The sequence below is a fragment of the Bacillus sp. F19 genome, assembly GCA_023823795.1.
Taxonomy (GTDB): domain Bacteria; phylum Bacillota; class Bacilli; order Bacillales; family Bacillaceae; genus Bacillus_P.
On the sequence record CP085711.1, the window covers coordinates 246,695 to 269,722 of the forward strand.

20 protein-coding genes and 3 pseudogenes are annotated in these 23,028 nt (G+C 36.6%); 15 read left to right on the top strand and 8 right to left on the bottom strand.

Annotated features, from left to right (window positions below; translation table 11 throughout):
• Nucleotides 1-383: 383 nt before the first annotated feature.
• From LIT25_26970 to LIT25_26995, 6 genes and pseudogenes are all read left to right on the top strand, one after another.
• On the top strand, nucleotides 384-1,367 hold the full coding sequence (locus LIT25_26970) for an MBL fold metallo-hydrolase (protein USK36758.1): 984 nt from the start codon (nucleotides 384-386) through the stop codon (nucleotides 1,365-1,367).
• A gap of 148 nt (nucleotides 1,368-1,515) precedes the next feature.
• A pseudogene (locus tag LIT25_26975) lies at nucleotides 1,516-1,617 on the top strand (LysE family translocator).
• Nucleotides 1,618-1,647: 30 nt separating this feature from the next.
• Nucleotides 1,648-2,169, top strand: a pseudogene (locus tag LIT25_26980) (AraC family transcriptional regulator).
• A 79-nt stretch (nucleotides 2,170-2,248) separates the two neighbouring features.
• The gene (locus tag LIT25_26985; protein USK36759.1) at nucleotides 2,249-2,623 is read left to right on the top strand and encodes an enoyl-CoA hydratase; all 375 of its coding nucleotides are present in this window, start codon (nucleotides 2,249-2,251) and stop codon (nucleotides 2,621-2,623) included.
• 284 nt (nucleotides 2,624-2,907) lie between these two features.
• A complete protein-coding gene (locus tag LIT25_26990) occupies nucleotides 2,908-3,060 on the top strand; it encodes a YfhD family protein (protein ID USK36760.1) in 153 nt (50 codons plus the stop codon).
• Nucleotides 3,061-3,126: 66 nt separating this feature from the next.
• On the top strand, nucleotides 3,127-3,297 hold the full coding sequence (locus LIT25_26995) for a hypothetical protein (protein ID USK36782.1): 171 nt from the start codon (nucleotides 3,127-3,129) through the stop codon (nucleotides 3,295-3,297).
• A gap of 180 nt (nucleotides 3,298-3,477) precedes the next feature.
• On the opposite strand, the gene LIT25_27000 is transcribed toward LIT25_26995, so the two are convergent.
• The 5 genes from LIT25_27000 to LIT25_27020 form a co-directional block, all read right to left on the bottom strand.
• The gene (locus tag LIT25_27000; protein ID USK36761.1) at nucleotides 3,478-3,771 is read right to left on the bottom strand and encodes a hypothetical protein; all 294 of its coding nucleotides are present in this window, start codon (nucleotides 3,769-3,771) and stop codon (nucleotides 3,478-3,480) included.
• Between the two features lie 23 nt (nucleotides 3,772-3,794).
• Entirely contained in the window at nucleotides 3,795-4,409 is a 615-nt protein-coding gene (locus tag LIT25_27005; GenBank protein USK36762.1) for a hypothetical protein, read from the bottom strand.
• A 328-nt stretch (nucleotides 4,410-4,737) separates the two neighbouring features.
• Nucleotides 4,738-4,881: an IS3 family transposase gene (locus LIT25_27010; GenBank protein ID USK36763.1), complete on the bottom strand. Its 144-nt coding sequence runs from the start codon at nucleotides 4,879-4,881 to the stop codon at nucleotides 4,738-4,740.
• Nucleotides 4,859-5,665, bottom strand: a complete 807-nt coding sequence (locus LIT25_27015; protein USK36783.1) for an IS3 family transposase — start codon at nucleotides 5,663-5,665, stop codon at nucleotides 4,859-4,861. Before LIT25_27015 ends, LIT25_27010 begins: the two co-directional genes overlap by 23 nt.
• On the bottom strand, nucleotides 5,566-6,129 hold the full coding sequence (locus LIT25_27020) for a helix-turn-helix domain-containing protein (protein ID USK36764.1): 564 nt from the start codon (nucleotides 6,127-6,129) through the stop codon (nucleotides 5,566-5,568). The genes LIT25_27015 and LIT25_27020 overlap by 100 nt, the downstream gene beginning before the upstream one ends.
• Nucleotides 6,130-6,759: 630 nt before the next feature.
• On the opposite strand from LIT25_27020, the gene LIT25_27025 reads away from it, so the two are divergent.
• The 3 genes from LIT25_27025 (at nucleotide 6,760) to LIT25_27035 (ending at nucleotide 16,019) form a co-directional block, all read left to right on the top strand.
• Nucleotides 6,760-14,919, top strand: a complete 8,160-nt coding sequence (locus LIT25_27025) for an InlB B-repeat-containing protein (GenBank protein USK36765.1) — start codon at nucleotides 6,760-6,762, stop codon at nucleotides 14,917-14,919.
• Nucleotides 14,920-15,438: 519 nt separating this feature from the next.
• Nucleotides 15,439-15,762, top strand: a complete 324-nt coding sequence (locus tag LIT25_27030; protein ID USK36425.1) for a hypothetical protein — start codon at nucleotides 15,439-15,441, stop codon at nucleotides 15,760-15,762.
• The gene (locus tag LIT25_27035; protein ID USK36426.1) at nucleotides 15,762-16,019 is read left to right on the top strand and encodes a hypothetical protein; all 258 of its coding nucleotides are present in this window, start codon (nucleotides 15,762-15,764) and stop codon (nucleotides 16,017-16,019) included. Before LIT25_27030 ends, LIT25_27035 begins: the two co-directional genes overlap by 1 nt.
• A gap of 29 nt (nucleotides 16,020-16,048) precedes the next feature.
• Here the strand turns inward: LIT25_27035 and LIT25_27040 are convergent, their stop codons facing one another.
• The gene (locus tag LIT25_27040) at nucleotides 16,049-16,201 is read right to left on the bottom strand and encodes a hypothetical protein (GenBank protein USK36427.1); all 153 of its coding nucleotides are present in this window, start codon (nucleotides 16,199-16,201) and stop codon (nucleotides 16,049-16,051) included.
• 580 nt (nucleotides 16,202-16,781) lie between these two features.
• On the opposite strand from LIT25_27040, the gene LIT25_27045 reads away from it, so the two are divergent.
• From LIT25_27045 to LIT25_27065, 5 genes and pseudogenes are all read left to right on the top strand, one after another.
• Nucleotides 16,782-17,003, top strand: coding sequence for a hypothetical protein (locus LIT25_27045; protein ID USK36428.1), 222 nt, complete (start codon nucleotides 16,782-16,784; stop codon nucleotides 17,001-17,003).
• A 228-nt stretch (nucleotides 17,004-17,231) separates the two neighbouring features.
• Nucleotides 17,232-17,456 (top strand): hypothetical protein, encoded by a 225-nt coding sequence (locus LIT25_27050; GenBank protein ID USK36429.1) that lies wholly within the window; start codon nucleotides 17,232-17,234, stop codon nucleotides 17,454-17,456.
• Entirely contained in the window at nucleotides 17,456-18,211 is a 756-nt protein-coding gene (locus LIT25_27055; GenBank protein USK36430.1) for a hypothetical protein, read from the top strand. The genes LIT25_27050 and LIT25_27055 overlap by 1 nt, the downstream gene beginning before the upstream one ends.
• A 360-nt stretch (nucleotides 18,212-18,571) precedes the next feature.
• Nucleotides 18,572-18,907 carry a nucleotidyltransferase domain-containing protein gene (locus LIT25_27060; protein ID USK36431.1) on the top strand — a complete coding sequence of 112 codons (336 nt, stop codon included), beginning with the start codon at nucleotides 18,572-18,574 and terminating at the stop codon, nucleotides 18,905-18,907.
• Between the two features lie 25 nt (nucleotides 18,908-18,932).
• A pseudogene (locus LIT25_27065) lies at nucleotides 18,933-19,244 on the top strand (IS3 family transposase).
• Nucleotides 19,245-19,851: 607 nt separating this feature from the next.
• On the opposite strand, the gene LIT25_27070 reads toward LIT25_27065, so the two are convergent.
• Entirely contained in the window at nucleotides 19,852-20,190 is a 339-nt protein-coding gene (locus tag LIT25_27070) for a YhcN/YlaJ family sporulation lipoprotein (protein USK36432.1), read from the bottom strand.
• Between the two features lie 1,016 nt (nucleotides 20,191-21,206).
• Nucleotides 21,207-22,205: a LacI family DNA-binding transcriptional regulator gene (locus tag LIT25_27075; protein ID USK36433.1), complete on the bottom strand. Its 999-nt coding sequence runs from the start codon at nucleotides 22,203-22,205 to the stop codon at nucleotides 21,207-21,209.
• A 426-nt stretch (nucleotides 22,206-22,631) separates the two neighbouring features.
• On the opposite strand from LIT25_27075, the gene LIT25_27080 reads away from it, so the two are divergent.
• Nucleotides 22,632-22,907: a SemiSWEET transporter gene (locus LIT25_27080; protein USK36434.1), complete on the top strand. Its 276-nt coding sequence runs from the start codon at nucleotides 22,632-22,634 to the stop codon at nucleotides 22,905-22,907.
• Nucleotides 22,908-23,028: the final 121 nt, after the last annotated feature.

A 23,028-nucleotide genomic window follows, 5' to 3' on the forward strand; every position in this document is an offset into this window, starting at 1 on the left:
TGAAAGGTTAAGAACACATAATATAAAAGTGTCGCCTCTTTTTATTGAAGTAAAGGGCAGGAATGTGGAGGATTCAATTTTTTATCTTCTTTAGTTAAAGGACTTTGAGGAACTATTTTAATGAAATTGGATTTTTATGAAAAATTACATCGTGGAATTTGTGAAGGTTTTTACTTAAACTAACTTAACATGTTAGTTTAAGTAGGATTGTTGAATCTAGTTGCCGAATTGTTTAATTTACCCGATCTTGCTGTTCGAGTTACTCCAGACTGTGTGTGGTGTCCATCTTAGCCGCAAAACGACTGAGGTAAAAAATAAATAAAAAAATTGATCGAACGTTCGATCATAATTGTTTAGTCTTTGAATTTAAGGAGGTAGAGCTTATGAAAAAATCCAGTATTATTTTCTTTGAAAGAAAATTTCCAAGTGCAAACATGATCCTTATTAAGGCTCAGCTACCGATCCTTATTGATACTGGTTTTGGGAGTGATGCGAAAGATACAGAGCAATTAATTCTAGATGTAGGAGTTTCACCAGAAGAATTACACCTTATTGTGAACACGCACTATCATAGTGACCATGTAGGAGGCAATTTTCATTTTCAAAAAAATTATGGGGTTACGATTGCTGCTCATAAATGGGAAGCCGATTTAATTAATTCTTGTGACCCTGAAGCCTGTAGTGCAGAATGGTTAGATCAGCCAGTAGACCCTTATCGAGTGGATACAATGCTCTCAGATAACGATGAAATTAGTACAGGAAGTAGAACCTTGAAAGTCTTGTACACACCGGGGCATACATTAGGGCATATTTCTTTATATGAACCAGAAGATGAGATATTAATTTGCGGGGATCTCTTTCACAAAAATGATATCGGATGGTTAAACATCTTTCGAGAGGGTGTTACATCTATCCAACGATCTATAGAAAGTTTGGATCGATTGTCCATGCTCCGGATTAAACAGGCATATTCAGGACATGGACCTCAAATGGAGAATCCTCTGGCTGCCATTGATGCAGCAAGGGAGCGGTTTGAAAAGTGGCTCAAGATGCCAGAAAAAGTTTCATGGCATGCCTGCAAGAGGATTTTTTCATTCACATTAATCATTAAAAACGGATTGGCAAAAGAAGAAATCGATAACTACCTACTAACGTGTGGCTGGTTCCAAGATTTTGCACGCTACTCTTTCCAGCTTCAGCCTGAAGAATTTATTCAAATCTTGCTCGATGAAATGATTCGTTCCAGAGCAGCAATTTGGCACAATAATTATTTAATCGCCACAACCCCATACCAATCACCACAAAAGAAATGGATTAGTAAGAACATTAAGCCGAAAGATTGGAAACCTCAAGATTTTCTCACATAACTAAAAGGAGGGGGAAGTGAATGGAAAACTGTTGAATCCCGCCTGATAACAATAGGAGAAGCTTTATATAATCCTGCAATAATATACTATATGCCATGTAATCTTAAGATGTACAATTTATGAGAATACCTTGAAAGGAGTTTTCCTCATGAATATTACATCTTTTTTAATTTACTGTTTTAGTATTACTTTTACATCAGTACCTACTAATATCGTCATATTATCCACAGTGCATAATTTGGGGACAAAAGGCAATGGAATATACATTTAGCAGGGCTTGATTATGTTATATATTGAGCCACAACTTCTTTTAGAGGTTATGGAGAAAAAGGATATAGTGCGTTTTTCCACCCCTATTGTGTATGATTATAGACTTGAATAAAGAATATTAAGTCTTTCGAATGCAATTTTAGGCGGAAAAGATGAAGCGTTGTGCAGTGAATTACTGTTATCACTCGCAGACAGCCTTATGCATTCCAATCTTTCTACAGACTATAAAAAAGATGACGCTCTAATTAGAAAAGCAAAGGATATGCTTCATACCAATTTAGAAAATGTAATGAAACTTGACGAGAGATGCAAAGAGCTTCATTTATCAAAATTTCAGTTTATCAGATTATTCAAGGCTCATACTGGAATTTCCCCATACCAATACTTTCTTAACTGCAAGATAGAACGTGCAAAGAAGTTGTTAGAGAAAAATGGAGATATTTATTCAGCAGTAGCTGAATGTGGTTTTGTTGATTTAACTCATTTAAATAAACATTTTAAAAGCGTATATGGAACAACAGCATATGAATAGATGTCGCATTTAAATTGAGGCGGGATTTTTACTACTAAGTTTTAAATGGATTTAAAATAAAATATAGGGGGGGATAAAATTGTCTTTAAAAATAGGTGATATTATTACATTTGAACGCACTTTCACAGCAGAAGATGTGGCATTGTTCATCAAGATTTCAGGTGATGAAGGCTCTCACCATGTTACTCCTGATGAACGGGGAAGACTTGTAATACAGGGATTACTAACCGCTACATTGCCGACAAAAATAGGTGGCGATAACAATGTACTCGCTCGTACAATGAATTTTGAGTTTTTAAGACCAGTATTTACTGGTGATACAATAATTTGTGAAGTAACAATTGAGCAATTCGAAAAGCAAAATAATCGAACACATATTACTGCCTCCTTTTTATGCAAAAATCAAAATGAGAAGGAAGTGCTGAGAGGGGATTTTTCAGGAGTGATCCTATGAAATCTTCTTGAACTTATCCTGCACTAACTTATACAACGAACGATAGAGAACTTGGAAAATCTCCAAGTTCTTTTTATTTAAATTTTGTCTAGCCTGTAAGGTTATAAAGCCATTCCATTATGTACCGAATAATTGTGAACAGTTTCACTTAAACTAACTGGTACGCTAGCTCAATAAGAAAGGAGAGTCCCAAAAAACTGTTTTTAAGATAAAAATCTAAAGATATATAAATGTGATTCTTAGCCATACTAATAAAGATTAAAATTTCGTTAGGAGGCAATATTATGGGAAGATCAAACAATCAAAAACCATCAAGCAGTAAAAATTCATTACCTCAAACTCCCAAAAACTTAAAAATAGAACCGGATCGTGTGGATGAAGAGTTTTCTCGTGAGCTAGGTGAAAGTGGGGAAATAAGAGCTACAAGACCTAAATGAAACTACAAAAAAGTACATATTGATTCTTTTTAATTTTTTGTAAAACAGATACAAAAGAGGCCACCCATAAGTCATTCTGGTTTAGAACCAAATGAAAAAACGGAAAAGGCCATCCAGCAGCTGCTGAAATCGGAATGTCCTGTCATAATTGATGCAGGAGCGCTATCTCAGCGTACGTATGATGAAAGACAGGCACCTGTTATTCTGACTCCTCACCCAGGTGAATTTTCAAAATAACGGGGGCAGAAGTGAAAGAGCTTCAGCAAAATCGTTCTCATTATGCTTCTATTTGGGCGGAAAAGCTTGGTGTCACGATTGAAGAAACTAAAAAGAAGTAACACTCTTCCCTTAGGTTAGAGTGCTACTTCTTTTCCTGTTGTGAAACATAAAAATTAGGTCGGTGACTAGCACCAAAAACTAAGAGATCGTCATATTTTCCTCAGCTATGACACCATTTGATTCTGCCTTTAATGTGATTTCTCCTTTTTGCAATCCAGTAAGTGTTCCAGTTGCCGTATCGAAAACAGCATTGTATTTGTTTGATTGTTTGGCTTTATTTAAAGCTTCACCTGTTCCGATAAAGACATTTTCACTACCACTCCAATTGACGCTTGCTGGGTATAGCAGTGGGAAGTTTAAATTTCCGGCTTGATGTCCGGTTGCTTTGATTTCAACTGTTTTATCAATGGCAACGGATTGCGGAGCATCCATTGTCACTTCTTCAAGGAGAGGGTTTACTTCTGCTCGTATCCATTCTGTGTCATTAATTGGACTCTGTTCGCTAGATTTTTCTGGTCCATTCGCTTTTGACGGAATAGGTGTTGGGTCGACTCCGAACATTGCTGGCTATTTGGAGAACTTCCGCCAAATTGACTGTCAGACATTACGGCGAACTTCCAACGCTCTTTTCCAATATCAGCATTTTGCATGATAAGAGAATCCGCTTTTTCCGGCACGACTGGTACCTCAACGGTCGGGCTTATCTTTACAATCAAATCATCATATACAAGTTCATCTGTGTATTGGTCTGTATTACTTGTTTCAATGGCTCCAATCGTTCTTAACTCAAGCGGAAACGTAACTCCTGACGGTACAGGAATCTCAATTTTTTTCCATCCTGTCCAGGTCACGTAAGGTCCGTAAAGATAATGAGTGCTTCCATCAGCACCCCGTGTTGTAAATGACATCCATTCACCTTTGCCGTTTCCCTTGACCCATAAACCTATTGATTGCGGCTGACCAGGTAAGATGATCGGATTAACAGGATGTATATTTGCAGTCCGAGTTCCGGTCGAGTCAACGGATTTACCGTCTAGATGCAGAGTACCGAAAAAAAGTGAAACAAACAAAACGTAACTCCAAAATAAACAACTTTTGTCGTATATTTTAGATTTACTTGACGTTTACTAACAAAAAACCGGCACTGGCAAAATGGAAAAATGATCCACTAGCCAAACACCGGCTGTCGCTAACCTTATATGGCAGCGCACAATACTAGTATAATATTTGATTCTTCATTTGCCTGCTCATCAAATGTTGTAATTGTAATAGTCTTTTGTCGTAGACCATATAGAATAAAAGATATATATGGAATCCCGTCACATGCATCAAGCTAGTGGCTACTTTTTATATAAAAGGCTACTTTTTGATGTGACCCCCAAAAGTTAAAGTTTTATATTATGCTGCTAATTGGCTGGTGTGGATACGGTATTGAACCGGACTCATGCCTGCCAATTTCTGCTTTATACGTTTGTTATTATAATAAATAATATATTCTTCAATCTTCTTTTTTAAATCTTCAAATGAACAAGCGGACCTCACCGTGATACATCTCTTGTTTCAACAGGCCAAAAAAGTTCTCCATAGGCGAATTATCAATACAGTTTCCTTTTCTCGACATACTCTGAAATACCTTGTTTTCTCTCAGTGTCTTTACCCATTTTATATGTTGATAGTGCCAACCCTGATCAGAATGTATAGTTGTCCTGTATTTTGAGTCTTTTACGATTTCAAGGGCTTCCTCGAGAGGTTTTAACGCAAGTTCTAAGCTTGGGCGCATACTAATCCCATACGAAAGAATTTCACCATTAAACATATCCATGATTGGATTTAGATACAATTTCACACTATCTAAACACTTAAATTCTGTGATATCTGTTGTTAATTTTTGATGGCTTACATTTGTGTGAAAACGACGATTAATACGATTCTTCGCAATTGCTCCAACCGTTCCTTTATATGAACTATATTTGCGTGATTTTCGCCTGAACTTTTCATCTTTGAGTCCAAGTTTCTTCATTATACGTTGAACCTTTTTATGATTTACCTTTAAACCTCGGTTTCCTAATTCCAAATGGACACGACGATAACCATAATTGCCGTGGTTTTCTTCAAAAATTAATTGAATGCATGCTTCTAGTTCTTCATCAGGATTCTTCTTCTTCATCATTTTTATGTGATAGTGAAAAGTAGATTCTGGAATACCAACTATTTGTAAAACATCTTTTAATTGGAATTTTTCTTTGAGTTCGAATGATAGCGCTGCTTGTGCTTTTCGAGATAGCCTTCCGGATCCATCTGAAAAGCCCGCAACTTTTTTAAGTATTCTACCTCTAAACGAAGAAGTTCATTTTCTCTTTCCAACTTTTGTTCATAAGTCATTTTCGTTTCTTCTGTTGGTTTGTTCTGTCTTTTCTTAGTCTTATCAGACATAGGTGGCCGTCCTTTTGGTCTTTCCAGAAATTCAGCACCACCCTCCAGAAAAGCTTTTTTCCAAGAAGCGATCATAGGAGGATTTGTTAACCCGAATTGAAGAGCTGTTTCCGTTTCTAAAGAACCTGTTCTTTTCATAAAGCTTAATACATCAAGTTTGAATTGAACAGAATAAGTTTCTCTATGCTGCTTTTTTGTTAATCCCTTTGCTCCAAACTTCTCGTATATATCTATCCATCTCTGAACTTGTGAATATGACTTTATACCATGTTTCTTAGCTAAAAGCTTGTGTCCAAGTTTTCCTTCTTGATACTCTCTTACAACCATAAGTTTCAATTCATCACTATACTTAGCCATAAAAAAAAACACCCCAAAGTCAGATTTCACTCTAACTTTTGGGGTGCAGTACCTTTTCAGGTAGTCTTTTGTTTTGTTCCTTTATATTGTTCAGAAAGTCAAGAGTAAAGAAAACAGAGCTTTACTCTATGACCCTGTTTTCTTAATTTTATTTATCAGCGATATTTATCTTGTAAAGCAAGCGTATACTTGGGGTACAACCGCGGTCGTACCCCATAACCTACATTTTTATGATGCCATAAACACCCTGTACCTTTTTATTCCACTTTAATAATAATGATCGGAATAGTACTTTTGTTTTATGTAGGTGTAGTACCAATTGCTACAAAAGTTACTTCTATTGTTTAATTTTCAGAAAAGTAGGAATGTGGGATGATAAGGATTGAATCGTAGTTTACTAGTTTCATGAATTCTTTTTTAAATGACTTGTTTGTAAAAAACAATAGTTTAGGAGAGAAAAAAACAATTATATTAGACAAGGGGAGGTATGAAGGGGAAAAAATCAGTAAGATTCTTACAGGAGCGCTAGCTGGTGGTATGTTATTATCTCAAGATGCTCCATTTCTGGGGGGGAGAAATATGAAGTACAGAAAAAAGTTTAGTAAGAGACAAGCAAAGAAAGTATTTTTGTTGTTTGCGTTAAGTTCAATGCTATTAAACATTGCATTACCTCAGGCTTTAACACATGTACATGCTGAAACTAAACCAAATCAGCAAATTTTATCCAGTGAAACCTTTAATGCAAAAGAAGTAAACCGTATTCTTGACGGGCTTACTCCTGAGCAAAAGGCAAACATTAATAAGCTCACTGGAGCAGATAACGCTCAAAAAATCCATGTGGACCAAAAAGATTTACGTAGTTTAAAAAATATTAACGTGATTGTTCAATTTAAAGAAGACCCAGCTAAGATACAAATCATTAAGCAATCGTTAGCTAAAGGTGGAGCAACTGTAAATAGTAAAGCTTTTGCCAGCGAATATTCCGACGCACAAAAAAAGGTTAAAGATTCTCATGCTAAATTTAAAAGCTTTGTGAATACGCAGCCTAAAACGCAAATAATTGGCGGGAAATCTGTTAAAACGGCTATGAGTATTACGCGAGAATATTCAGAAGCATTTAATGGAGTAGCTTTATCACTACCTGCAAAATCAGTTGAAAATATTGCCAAAAATCCAGAAGTTGCTTCTGTTTGGTCTCAAGTAGAATATACGGCTGCTGAAGGATCAACTACAAAAGCTTCAGTGACAAGTGAATCTGTAGGCAAGCCTACGACAGGGCTTTCTTTATTGGGATTAGATAAACTTCAAGCTGAAGGCCATACAGGTATTATTAAATCGGGTCCTCGCGCAGGCCAAAAAGTTAAGGTTGGTGTATTGGATACTGGTATTGACTACAATCACCCTGATTTGAAGGCTGTATATAAAGGTGGACATGATTTGGTCAATAATACAGGATTCGATGCAAATGGAAATGTCATTTATGTGGATGACCATGATCCAATGGAAACCATTTATGATGATTGGGTAGCTGCGAAGGCGAATCCAGATGCAATTGTTGGACCACCTCCTGCAGATTATAAGCAGTATATTACATCTCATGGAACTCACGTTTCAGGGACAATTGCTGCGAATACGACAAATAATAACGACGTATATTCAGCAAATGGTGTAGCGCCAGATGTGGACCTTTATGGTTATCGTGTACTAGGACCAGGTGGACGTGGCACATCAGACTCAGTTTTGAAAGGTATTGATCAAGCAGTTAAGGATGATATGGATGTCATCAATCTTTCGCTTGGTGCAACGATTAATGATCCGCTTTACCCAACCAGTATCGCTATTAACAACGCTACTTTAGCCGGTGTTGTGTGTGATGTTGCAGCAGGTAATAGTGGTCCGGGTGCAGCTACTGTAGGTTCTCCAGGAACTTCAGCACTAGCCATAACGGTTGGTGCAAGTACGATTCCGGGAGACATTCCAGTGATGACCCTTAAGAATGGTTCAGCTTCCTATCAAGCTCGTTTGTTTGGTAAAAACTTCGCACAAGCAGACGATGCATTTAAAGGACAAACCTTTCCAATTGTTGATGTCGGTTTAGGTAGTGCGGCAGATTACAATGGATTAGATATGTCGGGTAAAATTGCTCTTGTGAAACGTGGCGGAGATTTTTTACAGACAAAAATGGCAAATGCTAAAAAAGCCGGCGTAGCAGGTATGATTATATGGAACAATACTGACGATGCAGATAACCAAGGTTATATAACAAGTTTCTTGGGAGTTAGCATGGATAATGTTTATTCTGTTTCATTGACTCAAGCGCAGGGACAAGCTCTATCTGATGCCATTTATAAGAATCCTAAATCAGCAACGATTACGTTCCCAATTACACTTGATACTCCTATTGCAAAGAAAGGCGACGAGTTGGCAGGCTTTAGCTCAACGGGACCGGTAAAAGATTGGTCAATCAAGCCAGATGTTGTAGCTCCTGGTGTTGACATTTCGTCCACCGTTCCATATGACGTTTGGGAGCCACAAGACGGTGTAAGCGTAGAAAATAGAGATTATAAGTATGCTTATCAATTAATGTCAGGGACTTCAATGGCAACGCCTCACGTTGCAGGTATTTCAGCATTGATTTTAGCTGAAAATCCTGAATATACTCCGGCAGATGTCAAGTCGGCATTAATGAATACAGCAAAGGATATTAACACAGATTCAAAGACTTATAGCGTATACCAAGTCGGGGCTGGACGTGTTGATCCTGCACGTGCGATTAAAGAGGATGTAAAAATCCAAATAGTAGATAAAGCATATACCCTTGATTCAGATTCAGAGTTGAGTCAAGTTGATAATCTTACAGGAAGCATGTTCTTTGGCTTTAAAGGCAGAGGAGAAGGCGCAACGAACGGCTCTGATGATGTAATTTCATCAAAAGACTTTAACGTAACCAACCAAGGAGCTAGCAGTAAAACATTTAATGTAAGTACTCAATTTATTTCTACAAAATTTGCTGGATCCAATAAAGTAGGTCCTGGCACAGGAAATGATGTCAAAATCGATTTTTCTGCCGCTGGTAAAAACGTGACATCCATTAATGTTGACGGTGGCAGTACTGTTAAAGCAACAGCAAAAATTACGGTTCCGTCAAACGCATTAGAGGGCACTTACGAGGGTTATATTTATCTTGTAAATGCGGCGGATTCATCGGAGTCTTATCGTATTCCGTTCACTATTACCGTTGCGGAAAAAGGAATTAATTCTTTTAAAGTGGCTATCAAGGCAATGACCATGCCAGGTGGAACATCTGCCTATAACTTCTCGATTAACAGTGCAATGGAAAACTTCTATATTGTATTAAAAGATAAGAATGGAAATTATTTAGGAGTAGCAAATACTTTAGGTAGTGCTAGTGGGATTTCACCAGGTGTCCAATACGGTCCTATTTTAACGCTTTATAATGGACTATATCTTCCATTTACAAAGCCATATGAGGGTTCATTAGATCAATCTGGAATAGCAACAGAGCCCGAAGTGATAAAAGAAGGTGCTTATTCTGTTGAAATGATTATGACTGATGCAGCTGGAAAACGCTACACAGCAGAAGATACAGTCTATGTAGACAGTACACCGCCAACGATTTCAATGGACAATGATTCAAAGCCAGGAATTTATGAAATCGACCCTACAGGCTACCAACCTGGTCAAGAGATTAAAGGATTTTATGGTTCTGTCTATGATTCTAACGTCGATGTCATGAAAGATAATGGCGAGACTTCGGTGCCAAGCCCTAAAGATGGTAGAACGCCTGTGCCTGTCGATCAAGCATTGAACGGGGTTGTGGGCTACCAAGATAGTTATTTCCCAACTGTACTCTTCGATACAGATACGAAAGGCCGTTTCCACTTTGGAGTTACTCCTGAGGACTTAACTTCAAAATTTGGCAGCTATTTTTGGATCTATCCATATGACTATTCTGGGACAGGAGATCCATCTACAACTAGACAGGAATATTATTTTATCAAAAAAGGTAATCCATATGTAACACTTACCTCTTCTGGAGGTGTAGATGCAGGTCAAGGCAATGAAGATAAGGTTGTAGTCGACGCGAATAAACCGTTCAAGACGACAATCGCTACGAAATATGGAAAAGGAATGACAGGCGGTAAAATTATTCTCAATGATGCGGGTGTTTACGCATTTAGCAATATCAGATTGACAGATGAGTATAAAAACTATCTCATCGGCAAAGGGATCGACCCTTCTACGGTACTAACTGTAGGTGAGCCATATAAACATCCAGTCTATGGAAAAGGTAAAAACACGGATGTTACGATATCTGGAATTGGGTCAAATGGTGCACTTGACCATGATATGAATATTATAGAAGCAGATGTGACCTATACAAACATCGATCCGGTTGTTGGACCATTTGAATTTCCGTTATTAGAAGCGCCGACTTTAACCTTGTCAGGTGCAGATACCAAAGTGGCATGGTTCCCAACAAATGTACCTTTTGTGCGACAGTCAACATCCATGCTTAGAGGTCAATTGGCGGCAGAAGCTTTCGCAAGAAACAACGTAAACAATAACTATCCTCAATTTACAGTAGATTCAGGAGCCAAGGTAACGGTTAAAGATGATAAGGGTAAAACTTTTGAAACGGATAATCCTACAACTCCAAATAACACAATGGCTTATGCGTTTATCAACCCGTATTATGCCGTTACCATGGATGTAAGTGATTCGCCGTATTCCGTCGAAGCGAGTGTACCAGGGCATTTCAAGGGATATGAACAAACACCAATCATTGGTGAAAATAAATTTGGATATCAATCAGGAACAGTAAAAGATCTTCGAGGTCTTTTCCCGATTCTTTTAGGTGGAGATGTCAATGGGGATAACGTCATCGACATGAAGGATTTGACGGATGAAATCAATGTCTATTATCAATATAAGAACCTAAATACACCTAGTAATCCAGCAAATACGTTAGCCAACAAAACGGCATTCCTTAACAGCAACAGAAATGCGGATATTTATTGGATTAAGCCAGGAACGATAGGTTATGGAATTGATTATAATGACTTCTATTTCATCTTCAAAAACTTTGGTAAACAAAATCAAAGTGCGATCGATGCAGGAATTACCGTTCCGGCTGCCCAACTGACGGTGGATAAAGATATTACCTTTACGACTCAGTATGGCGGATCCATCACGTTAAACGCGGGAGACACACTGCAACAAGTCATGCAAAAGCTAAATTTTGCAGGACCAAAACAAAAAACGTTAGGAAAGACTATTCCAAAATTAGAAGAATTACAAAATGGTGCGTCCATTTCCATCATCCCATTAAGCGATGTGTTCGTAGATGATGTGGTATGGAGAAAAGCGATTACAAAAGTTATGCTCGGTTCAACCGATGTAACAAGTGCAGTAAATATTAAAGAAGGCTATACGTATCGTAACCAAAATGGCGAAACACAGACGATGCCTTCTCAAATTATCTTGCCTGGTTCTTTATTCACGACGGCAGCAAATCACACGGTTACAATTAAGGCTGCTGACTATCAAGATGTAACTACTAGCTTTACGGTTTCAGATGTACCAATTCCGACGCCTACGATTCCATTAGTAACCGACCCATCAAAAGCACATGTAGGAAAGGATTTAACCTTTACCTTTACAGATGATGCGAATTGGCGTCAAGGAATTGATAATATCAAGGTGAAAACATTAAACTCAACTGTTCTGGATATCACAGATTTGACAGACGGTAGTGGCAACAAATTTTACGATATAAGCGTACCGGGGCAAATTACCTTTAAGGCTGATTTATTTAAGACGAATGCATCACCTGTCGATCGGACATCGCCAATCAATCCAGGTGGAACCAACTGGTTACCTCAGTTGTACAAGTTTGATATTAGTTCAACGGGTGCTGATGGTACGATTTACCCGCTTAAAACGATAGGTCTTGATTCAATTGGTCTTGCTCAACAAGCAGTTGGATATGGCATTACTTTTGATAGTCAAGGTGGTGCACCTGTTGCCCCAGTAGCGGTTGGATCCTCACCAGATAGAACCAAAATCGGAGATCAATATATTTCCAATAGTGTTGGAAATATTATCAATCCTAGTACAACTAGGCCTGGATATAAATTTATCGGTTGGTTTAACGATCCAGCAGGTACAAGTCAGTGGGATACAGGTACCCTAAATGCAGATAAAACCGTCTATGCTAAATGGCAAATGGGTTACACACAAAACTATTCCCCTGTTGACATATCGAAACCAAATGGTCTTAAGTTCGATGGAACAAGTGGAGTAAGCGGAATTGGTTGGGTTCTTGGTGAAGGAGATCTTAAAATCAATATTCCAGATTATTCAACGAATATCCCTTGGTTAACAAGTAAGGATAAAATTGCCAAAATCGATGCAACTTACTATAAAATCAAGAGTGATGGAACAACAGAGACTACACCTACAACGTATACGTTAGATCCAAGCACATATGACATGTCAACTAACGATAGAATTGGAACGCTTTCATTTACGACTGCGACGGAAAGCTATTCAGAAGCACATCCAAATGAAACGTTTGCCTTTAGTGCAGCGCCAAGTTTAACAAATGCAGGAAACATCAAAGGTTATAAGCTAACAGTCACAGCAACGACTGGTGAAACGATTGAGATTCCTGATATTAAACTTGGTTATAGAAGTCATATTGACTTAAACGGCGGAACGTTAAAGAATTCAAATGATTTATACTTGGCTGATGTATTAATCAATGGTAAAGCTACTTCACCTAATATGCAAACAGCTGGTTCTCATGTAACAAATGGACTTTTATCGCTAAGCGATAAACTCTATTTGGACCGTGAAAACTCAAGTGATAAGATTGCTGATTTTTCAAAAAATGGTAGATTAACAGATAATGCAACTTACTATTTATGTTGGATTAAAACTCCTCCAACCGTTTTGAAAGATACAGTTGGAAACATTGTAGGCAGTGATATTACGTTAACATTTACAGATGATGGAACATGGAAAAATAATATCAAACAAGTGAAGATTGGTTCAAAAGAATTAGTTTTAGATGAAGATTATACGATTACAAATAGCTCCATTACGCTAAACCATGACTTATTCACAGCAGGACAAAAGGTCAATGTGGTGATTGTTTCTGAAGGTTATGCGGATGCAATCGTTACGGATCAAGTTATAGGATATAAAGTAACGTTTGAATCAAATGGCGGTGATCCTGTACCATCTCAAATCGTAGATCGAAGTGCAACAAAGCCAATCGATCCAACAAAGGTCGGCTATAAGTTCATCGGCTGGTTTACGGATCAAAATTTAACAACACCATATGATTTCTCAAACATTGTGACAAAACCAATTACGCTTTATGCAAAATATGCTTTAGTTGGATCTCTTGTTTTAACAGATATTACAGATAACGCTCTTGGAAACGATATTACACTTGAATTCATTGATTCTGAGTGGGCAAATTCTATTTCGAGAATTAAGGTTGGTGCAGTTACTTTAGATGGAACGAAATTCAAAGTAGATATGGCTGCACATACGATTACATTGGATAAGAGTGTCTTCACAAAAACTGGAGAATTCACTATCAATATTAGCGCAACAGATTATGCAGATGTAACCGTCACCCAAAAAGTAGTGAATGGATATAATGTGCATTTCGTATTGAAAGATAATGCTCCATTTGAAGTAAAAGACCAAATTGTAGCACGCAGAATAACAGCACCGACTGTTTATGGTTATGATTTAGCTTGGTTCGCAGATGAAGCATTTACAATTCCTTGGGATTTCACAAGCTCGATCTATTCTGCAAAAACACTTTATGGAAAATGGTCACCTACTAAATTCACTGTTATTTTTGATCGTCAAGATGGTGGCTTAGTACAGACTAAGACAGCAGAATATAATACAACAATCACAGAGCCTTCAGCACCAACAAGACCTGGTTATACATTCGTTGGTTGGTACAAGGATGCTGCAGGGCAAAATGCTTGGAATTTTGCGACAGATAAAGTAACAGAAAACACAGTTCTTTATGCGAAATGGAGTATTAACTCTTACAAAATTCACTATGATAGCAATGGTGGCAGTCAAGTGGCTGACAAAACGGCAAATTACAATAGCAAAATTACATTACCAAAACCAACAAGAGCAGGCTATACGTTTGTTGGATGGTACAAAGATGCTACATTAAAAATCCCAGTGGGAACTACTGTAACATTAAAAAGTAATATCACACTGTATGCAAAATGGAGTATTAACTCTTACAAGATTCACTATAATAGCAATGGTGGCAGTCAAGTGGCTGACAAAACGGCAAATTACAATAGCAAAATTACATTACCAAAACCAACAAGAACAGGCTATGCGTTCGTTGGATGGTACAAAGATGCTACATTAAAAATCCCAGTGGGAACTACTGTAACATTAAAAAGTAATATCACACTGTATGCAAAATGGGTAGCACTTCCAGCTAAACCATCCAATTTTAAAGCAACAAAGTACGGAAATTCTTCTGTTAAATTATCATGGTCAAGTGTGTCAGGTGCTTCAGGTTATGAAATTGTTAAATCAACATCAAAAACAGGTTCATATTATCACCTAAGCGATGTGAAAACAACGTCTTATACAAATAATGGATTAAGTAAAGGTAAAACATACTATTACAAAATCCGTTCTTTCAAATACGTTGGAGCGAAAAAAATCTATAGCGACTGGACAAGTGTTATAGCGTTTAAACTATAAGAATAAATTAAGAGTCAGTAGTAAAAATGTTAAAAGGGTGTTTAACGATATTGGAAAATTGAAATAAACACTCTTTTTGCAAGTAAAACGATTAAATCATCTTTTTTCAAAATACAAACTTTCCCTTAAAAATAATAAAAGACAAGAATACAATTTAGTATTCTTGTCTTATTTTTGTTCTGAGGCTGTTTATTTTTTAGGCTCTATACTATTAGTTGAGGTTATGAACACTTTTAAAAAAAGCTCATTTTTAATTAACATAGAACTTTCTCTCCTTTTGTGGTTTAATTATCGACCCAAATTTTTTATTAGAAACAATAGAAATAAAAGAATTAGAGTGAATAATTTTACATCGACCGTTTGATTTAATGGACTAAATTGATCAAAAATATTCATAAATATGTATAATACTCGTACTCTGTATTTGACAGGGTGGATATTGAATTTCCACCGGGCGTTGCTGAGTATTCCATAGCATGTCCTGAAGGAATTTATCTAATGGTTATGGAGCTTAAAGATATGTATAAAAAGGCAGTTAGTACGCCTGAATTTTACACAATTATTCTACGGGACTATGACGAGGTTTATTTGTTCCAGACGAAAGAGTACAACGACGATGTATTAAGCATCTTAAAATGGTACATCGGAAAACGATTTGATGTTTCTGCAGTTTTCAAAAATGCTATCCCTGTTGAAATGAAGGAATCATTATTTCAATCAAAAAAGAAACTTCAGGAAGAGCTGGAATGGAAGAAGCATTCTTATTGGTTTGATGAAGAAGGTGAGGAGCTAGAGGATAAGATCCGCCAGTTGATGGAAGTTATTTATGAGGAGGAAGCATAATGTGTGCTTGTGGCAGTGATAAAAGACCAGGCTTTAGACAATGTTGTGGCTCGTTAAAAATCGCAGAGAAGAAACATAAGGTGGCGAAGCTGCAGCAGTACTACAGAGAGGACCAATTAACTAATCATCCTCGTTTTGCAGAACTCATGTTAATGACATTGGATGATTTGGTTCCGCATTTAGATGATCACGGATTAAACATTCTTGCAGACAGAATCAGTTTATTACAACGAACTCATCCGAACTGGATAAAATAATAAACGATTAAGACCCCTAAACTGGGGTCTTATTTTTTTTCAGATTCCAATCCTTTTCTGGCTAACTCTAATAAAGCGCCTGTCCATGTCTGAACGCCTTTTTCTATTTGATATTCCTCTATCTTTTTAACAAGTGTTTCGGGAACTCTAATATCTTTTCTAATTGTAGTAATTTTCTTCAAGAAAACTTCCTCCATTGTACTTGACTTGTACGTGAATCGAATGTAACATACAAGTACAAACAAATTTGTACGTGATTTTACAGTATGATACATGTACATATTATTTTCGACAGCGAACCGAAAAATATACCTTGTATTATACCAAAAACACGTACATCTTTGTTCCTAATTTAAATATATTGAATTTTGAAAATTTAGGGGGAGATGATTAAATGAATGTAGATGATTTTCCTAAGTGTATTTCGAAGGCCATAATTAAAGAAGTAGATGTATTTATTAGAGCGAATAGAGACAAAGCCAAGGATTAATCCCTTGGCTTTTATTTTTTACCTTTTCTTACTTCTTACTGTTCTGACAATAAGCCAAATTACTAGACCTATTATCACGAACCAGAAGATTATCGGGAATATAGAACCAAAAGTTTCCTTACATCAACCTCCTAATAATGGTAGTTATTTACTGTTTTTCTTTGTACATGATTTTCACGTACAAATCACGTTGATTTATTTTCCAATTATATCTTATACTTGAAGTGTAGTACACATCAAAGCCTAAAAATAAGGCTATAGGAGGAAGATGATTGAATCTTAAAAAGACTTTATTAGCTGTCCCTCTGTCCCTTGTAATGCTCACTCCTGTCTATGCATCAGCGAACACTCACACAGAAACTACTACCATCCAAGAACAATCACAACTAGAAAAAGATCAAGAGAAATTATTTAAGTCAAAAGCTATGAATCCAGAAGAAGAAAAGAAAGAGTTAGCTAAGTTAGGATTTAAAGATGGGTCAATTAATATTTAGAATGGCGAAAAGGTAGTTTTGTTTTTCGATGACGGAAGTAGAATAGAATACTCAATGTCTGTAGCACCAACTCCTGCCGAAAGAATTCCTAATACTGTTTCTAGTGAATCGATTGGTGCGTTTGCTACCTACAAAACTTATAATGTTGGCAAGCAATATTTCTATGGATCTGCAAACGCCAACACTAAGCTTTATACCGATGTAAAGCATGACGGAAGATATGTTTATGTGAGAACAAACTTCCCATTCTTCCAAGGTACTCTTACTAGAAATGATTGGCAGAAGACTAGAACGATCGATAGTACTGGATACAACGCTGATTATGCTACAACTGAGTTGAATGGACAGTTTACTACTACTGCCCCGTATGCAGGTGACTATTACACTCGTACTTACTTGTATAGAATGGACATTGATCCTGCAGGCGCGGCTTACCTAAGGGTGATATATTAATGAAGAAAATGACGAAAGCTTTACTTGGTTGTTCTTTATCCTTGTCCTTGGCGTTAACTCCTACTCTAGCATTTGCAGAACGTTCTGAAACACCAACACCTAAGATAACTCAGAATGCAAGTAATGCAGTCAACGATGAATTTGCTCTTAATCTTGAGGGAGTAAATTACAATGTTAAAACTATTGACACTAAAAAATCTTTAACCGTTATTTACAATAGTAAAAAGGGTGTAGAAAAGCACGTAGTTGATAAAGCCACAGAAAATGTTTCGGCTACAAGTGATTTTTTAAGTAAGAATGAACTTAAAGATATTGAAAACCAAGTAAAAAATGTTTCGGTAAATTTGAATAAACAAGCCGTTAATCCAGTGCCAAGTAATATATCGTCAAGTCAATTAGCTACATCTGCAATAAACTCTCCTATTATTACTCCCAATGTTAGGGTTGGAGAGTGGGTATGGTCAGCTTGGAGTAATATGACAATAACCTTTGCAGACAAAGCCACTGTAACAGCAATTACTACTGCTATTCTAGCAAGAATCCCTCTTATTGGTTGGGTTGCTGGTGCTATGGCTACGGTTATTGTAGCTTACCAAATGAAAACTGGTTATTTTAAAGTCAGAGGTGCTTCTGCCTTAGATTGTGACCCTAACTATGCTTGGATGAAAAAACAAGTAAATTTATATACTAATAGTTCTCGTACAACCCTAAAAGCATCAAAGACAAATAGCCCTTTAAAAGTCCGTATGTACTAAGGTCAATAGATTGGTATATGATGCAAAGGTGGTGACCATATGAGGGGAGGATAGCGTATGACTTATAAGAAGGCTTTCAATATTGGTTATATTGTGTTTTTGATTATGCTAGCACTTATTTACTTTCTTGTTCCACACGAAAATGTTTGGGTAGCTATTATAATCCTATGTGTGCTTTTTGGTGTGTATCAAATAGTGATCGGATATGTATTGAAGCAAAAATAGAGATGTCCCACCATCTCTTCACAACCCTTTTTCCTTAAGATATCATTAACGATACTCTTGACTACTTTCTCAAGGTAGTCTTTGCTGAGTATCGTTTTTTTCTTGTGCAATTATTATAAACATGGAGGAGTCAAAATGACAGAACTAAACTTAGATCAATCCAATTTAAAATGGTTAGAAGATAGAACAATCATCTTATCTCCAACAGGCAGCTATGCTTATGGAACCAATACAGAAACATCAGATAAGGATTATAAGGGTGTATGTATCCCGCCAATCGAATATTACTTAGGACTGGATGCATTCAACGAATACAATACAACTGGCGGCAAGAACTTCCGCAACACAAAAGATGATATCGATGTAAGTATCATTCATATCAACAAATTTGTTAAAGATGCTATGCAGGGCGTACCTAATAACATCGAGATCCTTTTTGTCCGACCAGAAGATCTTTCAACAATTGAATAGGCAATACCTAACTCATGTCCAATAGATTTTGATCCCATTCCTTCATTTCGTACAACTGTATCTAAATGGAAAGCCTCGCAAAGAAATTATAAGTGAGTATGACCTGACTACCTCCTCACTAGATAAATGGATCAGTCAACAACGCAACTCAGGTTCGTTTAAAGAAAAAGATAATTTAACGCATGATCAAGTGAAATTGGCTGAGGTAATGAAGAGAAATAAACAGCTAGAAATGGAGAATGATATTTTAAAGCAAGCCGCGCTGATCATGACGAAAGTAAATGTGATTCGAAATAACGCCCACAAATACTCTGTATCAGTAATGTGTAACGTCCTCTAATGGCACCATAGTGTATCGACCTTCCTCACCCAGCCATAGAATCATTATTAACGGTTTTTATCCATTTTCATCCTCTGTGGTGCAGCGCTGATTTTGCGCTGCATGGTCGGCTAACGGGTGCGTGTGCGGCCGAGCCTAGGTCGTATCATATAGCGGGTGGGATTCCCGTCGAGTAAGAACTAGCCATTCGCTCGTAGCGAGTCTTGGAGGGCTAAAGGTAACTTTAGTCTTTAAGCGTAGACAGTTAGGTGGAGCAGCCGTCAAGGCTGAAAATCTAATGGAGTGAAAGTCTCCTGTCATCAATTGGTCGATTCAGATGACTAGCATATCCAATGCGTGGGGAGGTAACAAACCACGTTCTGCTTGGAAGTAGAAGTCACGGCGGCCTGTTCTACACAGAGGGAACAGGGTCGGAACAGTCTGCGTGGCGAGCAAACACAGAGGCCAGAAGGTTTTAACGAATACTGCAGTCCCGAAATCTACGCCCCTCATTAGAAGCTGTTGGAGGGATTGTTGCTGGTATGTCACAAGTGTAGATTTAAAATTAAATTAAATACAGTAAAAGAAAAAGGATGCAAAGACTGCATCCTTTTGTTACGAATTTTCACAAGATGAGTACCATGATAATAAAGAGAGTACTTTTATAGCGGGCGTTTGGGGGAATTCTCCTAATGGTTTCGTTAAACTCTTCAAAGAAACCTTCTATTGGATCTCCATTAGCGATACTTTCAGCATAATCATTCATACGCTCAAAAAAGGCAGGGTTTGAAGATACAAATACATTTTCAATATCAGGATCTGTACCTTTTACTTTATCAGCTATTTGTTTTTCAAGTTGATTTGTTACTTCACCTTTTGCTCCATTACTTAACATAACTGCAACATACGCGTTTTCGTCCGTTACTATCACGTTTGCTCGTTTGACGTCATCTATAGCTGTCACCTGTTTAGCTGCAACGTCATCTTCTTAAGAAATATTTTAACCGCGCTCATATAGGGAACAGCAAAAAATCCTACAGCGCGTATTAGTAAGAGATTAAAAAGGACATTCCCTTTAGTAGAGCCAGCCATCTGAATTAATGGTCTCTATTATCCTCATCTTGGATATCCTCTGGATCTTCTATTGGATCTTCTATTGGATCTTCTGGATCTGGATCGTAAGTACATATTGATTCTTTTTATACCAAAAAATCTTGCTGTTTTTTTAATAATTTCTTATAGAACTACCATGAAAACGAACACCTGTTCCAACAATGTTCACAGCACTTTATGCTATCAACATAAGAACAAAACAAATCACTTTTCCGAAGCAGAATGAACTTGATGAAGATCTTCAAGTTGTTGGTTCAATTCTTACTTGGTTTAGAAAGAAGGAAAAGGATTATCAAGACGATGTATGGGTGTAGGATGGTTTAAGTGGTCAAGATCATTTATGGATTAAGAATGTTGATTCAGCTCTTATCTTTTTTCGCTGAATTGAAGGTCTTGAGAAAATTAGCAATCGAGTATTATTCAACAATCGGGGGCGATTGTATAACAAGACAAATCAAAAAAGTCGATTCCTTTAAATTTTAGGAATCGGCTTTTTAGGTTGAAAATCCGCTAAGCGTAAAAAATTTCTGCATAATGTTGTCGTACCTATACCTATACCCATACCCATCCAAGCTAAGGTAAATCATTTCCCTAAAAACGAAAAAACGCTATTCTTTCTGTAATATGATGGAAAGGAAGGTGTTTTTAAAATTATTTACTACTGTTTCAAGCGATACAAAAAGCACCAAAGAGCTATCTCAATCTATATTGGATATTCAATGTTAAGGCTACTGAAAAAAATATAAATTTGCACATTGACTCCCGTTTATATTCTATTACGTAATCTAGAAAAAGCCTTGGGCTTACAAAAGTTTCAAGCTTCTTTTTTATCAACATCTTTCAACAGAAAAGATTATGGATTTGATGTCATTGCTTTATGCAACTCTCCCTTTCAATAAGAACTGTAGGAACCGTTACTTTTATTGCAATTTCCCGTTTCTTTTCAATCCGTTCTAAAAGCAGCTCGATTGCTGTTTCCCCCATAAATTCTGTAGGAACTTGGATGGTTGTTAAAGGTGGAGAGGTAAGGGCGGTGAAAGGATGCCCGTCCAAACTCACTATGCTGATTTCTTCAGGTACTTTAATCCTTGCTTCATTAAGTGCTTTTAAAGCCCCAATGGCGATCGGGTCATTTGCGATAAAGAAAGCGGAAGGTATTTTTTTAGATTGAATAGCTTTTAACATTAAATCATAGCCACTCTTTTCTCCAGGTTCTCCAATATAAACAATGGAAGAATCGAGTCCTTCATTCCGTTCCATATAACGTGTAAAAATAACAACACGACGATCCTCATCGGGAATCGCTATGTGCTCATTAGCACCAATGTATCCAATTGTTTGGTGACCTTGTTCTTGAAGATATTCTATTCCTTGTAGAACAGCCATTCTTGTATGAAACCAAACAGAATCAAATTTACTATCATCAGGGCAATTACCAATAATGACTACATGTTTTGTTTCAATACCTTCTAAAAAACATTCAATTTCATGTTTTGAATAATTACCTAAAATAATGACACCATGTAATTCTGTTATTTTATCATGAGATGTTACAAGATTGTTTACTAGTTCAATATTGTATTGTAAGCAAAGATGTTCAATTCCCTTTCTTATTGAGAAGTAATAATCACTATCGAAAAAATTATTAAAAATGATTGGTTTAAATAAGAGGCCAAATCGATAAAACACTTTCTGTTTTTGATGATGTCGTTCAATTAATGTTTTGTAACCCAATTCTTTAGCTATGGATAAAATCTTGTTTCGAGTCTCTTCAGAAACAGAAAATGATTCGTCACCATTTAATACCCTTGAGACCGTTGTACTAGAGACATTTGCTAATTTTGCTATTTCTTTAATCGTTGCCATATTAGACACCTTTCTAAATGAAAAAATTCTCCTAACTAAATCCAATGTAATTATACTATACATTATTTAAAAAAGTAAAAATTAAACTAAAATATTTAGTTAATATTAGTTAAAAAACACACAGAAAATCAGTTTTTTTGTATGTTTATCATTGGTAAGATAAAAAAAATTGTATATTTACATAATATTTACGTTTTATCCATTCTGAATTAATAAAAAAACAGTATATTTTGTCATGTAAGACAGTGATGAATTTATTTAAAATAAGTAAAAGTTTTACTTAGCTGTAATCAAGAGTTATTAGGAGGTGGAGCATCCTTTAACGGAACAAAAAGTCATTAAGGCTGAAATGCTTTTTGTTAAGGATTTCGTGCCGAATGATAGTTTCAAAATAACTAGAATAACAGATTCTGTAGGAGTGATTTCATGTCTGTTGCGTTATTGGGAGTGATTGCTGGCATTCTTACCAGCTGCTCTTTTATCCCGCAAGCATACAAAGTAATTAAATCAAAAAGAACTAAAGATATATCGATACCTATGTATAGTTTGTGTACCTTAGGAGTATTTTTCTGGATAATTTATGGACTGATGATTAAGGATTTAGCCGTTCTTTTAACGAATATTGTGACGTTTGTACCGACAGTTATCATTCTGATTCTTACAGTAAAATATCAAATTAAGTCTCAAAATTCTCCTAACTAAAATATGCAAAACTACACATCTAGGTGGTAAATGACTAGTACCGGTACATATGAACACATTTTGCATTTTACATTTGCTAGTATCTCGAATTTGGTAGAAGTAAGTTGACTTTTGTACTCGA

What these genes read in the sequence shown, in the direction of transcription:
- LIT25_26970 (USK36758.1), top strand. Translation starts at nt 384, where the DNA reads ATGAAAAAATCCAGTATTATTTTCTTTGAAAGAAAATTTCCAAGTGCA.
- LIT25_26990 (USK36760.1), top strand. Translation starts at nt 2,908, where the DNA reads ATGGGAAGATCAAACAATCAAAAACCATCAAGCAGTAAAAATTCATTA.
- LIT25_27000 (USK36761.1), bottom strand. Translation starts at nt 3,771, where the DNA reads ATGGATGCTCCGCAATCCGTTGCCATTGATAAAACAGTTGAAATCAAA.
- LIT25_27020 (USK36764.1), bottom strand. Translation starts at nt 6,129, where the DNA reads ATGGCTAAGTATAGTGATGAATTGAAACTTATGGTTGTAAGAGAGTAT.
- LIT25_27030 (USK36425.1), top strand. Translation starts at nt 15,439, where the DNA reads ATGTATAAAAAGGCAGTTAGTACGCCTGAATTTTACACAATTATTCTA.
- LIT25_27035 (USK36426.1), top strand. Translation starts at nt 15,762, where the DNA reads ATGTGTGCTTGTGGCAGTGATAAAAGACCAGGCTTTAGACAATGTTGT.
- LIT25_27055 (USK36430.1), top strand. Translation starts at nt 17,456, where the DNA reads ATGAAGAAAATGACGAAAGCTTTACTTGGTTGTTCTTTATCCTTGTCC.
- LIT25_27060 (USK36431.1), top strand. Translation starts at nt 18,572, where the DNA reads ATGACAGAACTAAACTTAGATCAATCCAATTTAAAATGGTTAGAAGAT.
- LIT25_27075 (USK36433.1), bottom strand. Translation starts at nt 22,205, where the DNA reads ATGGCAACGATTAAAGAAATAGCAAAATTAGCAAATGTCTCTAGTACA.
- LIT25_27080 (USK36434.1), top strand. Translation starts at nt 22,632, where the DNA reads ATGTCTGTTGCGTTATTGGGAGTGATTGCTGGCATTCTTACCAGCTGC.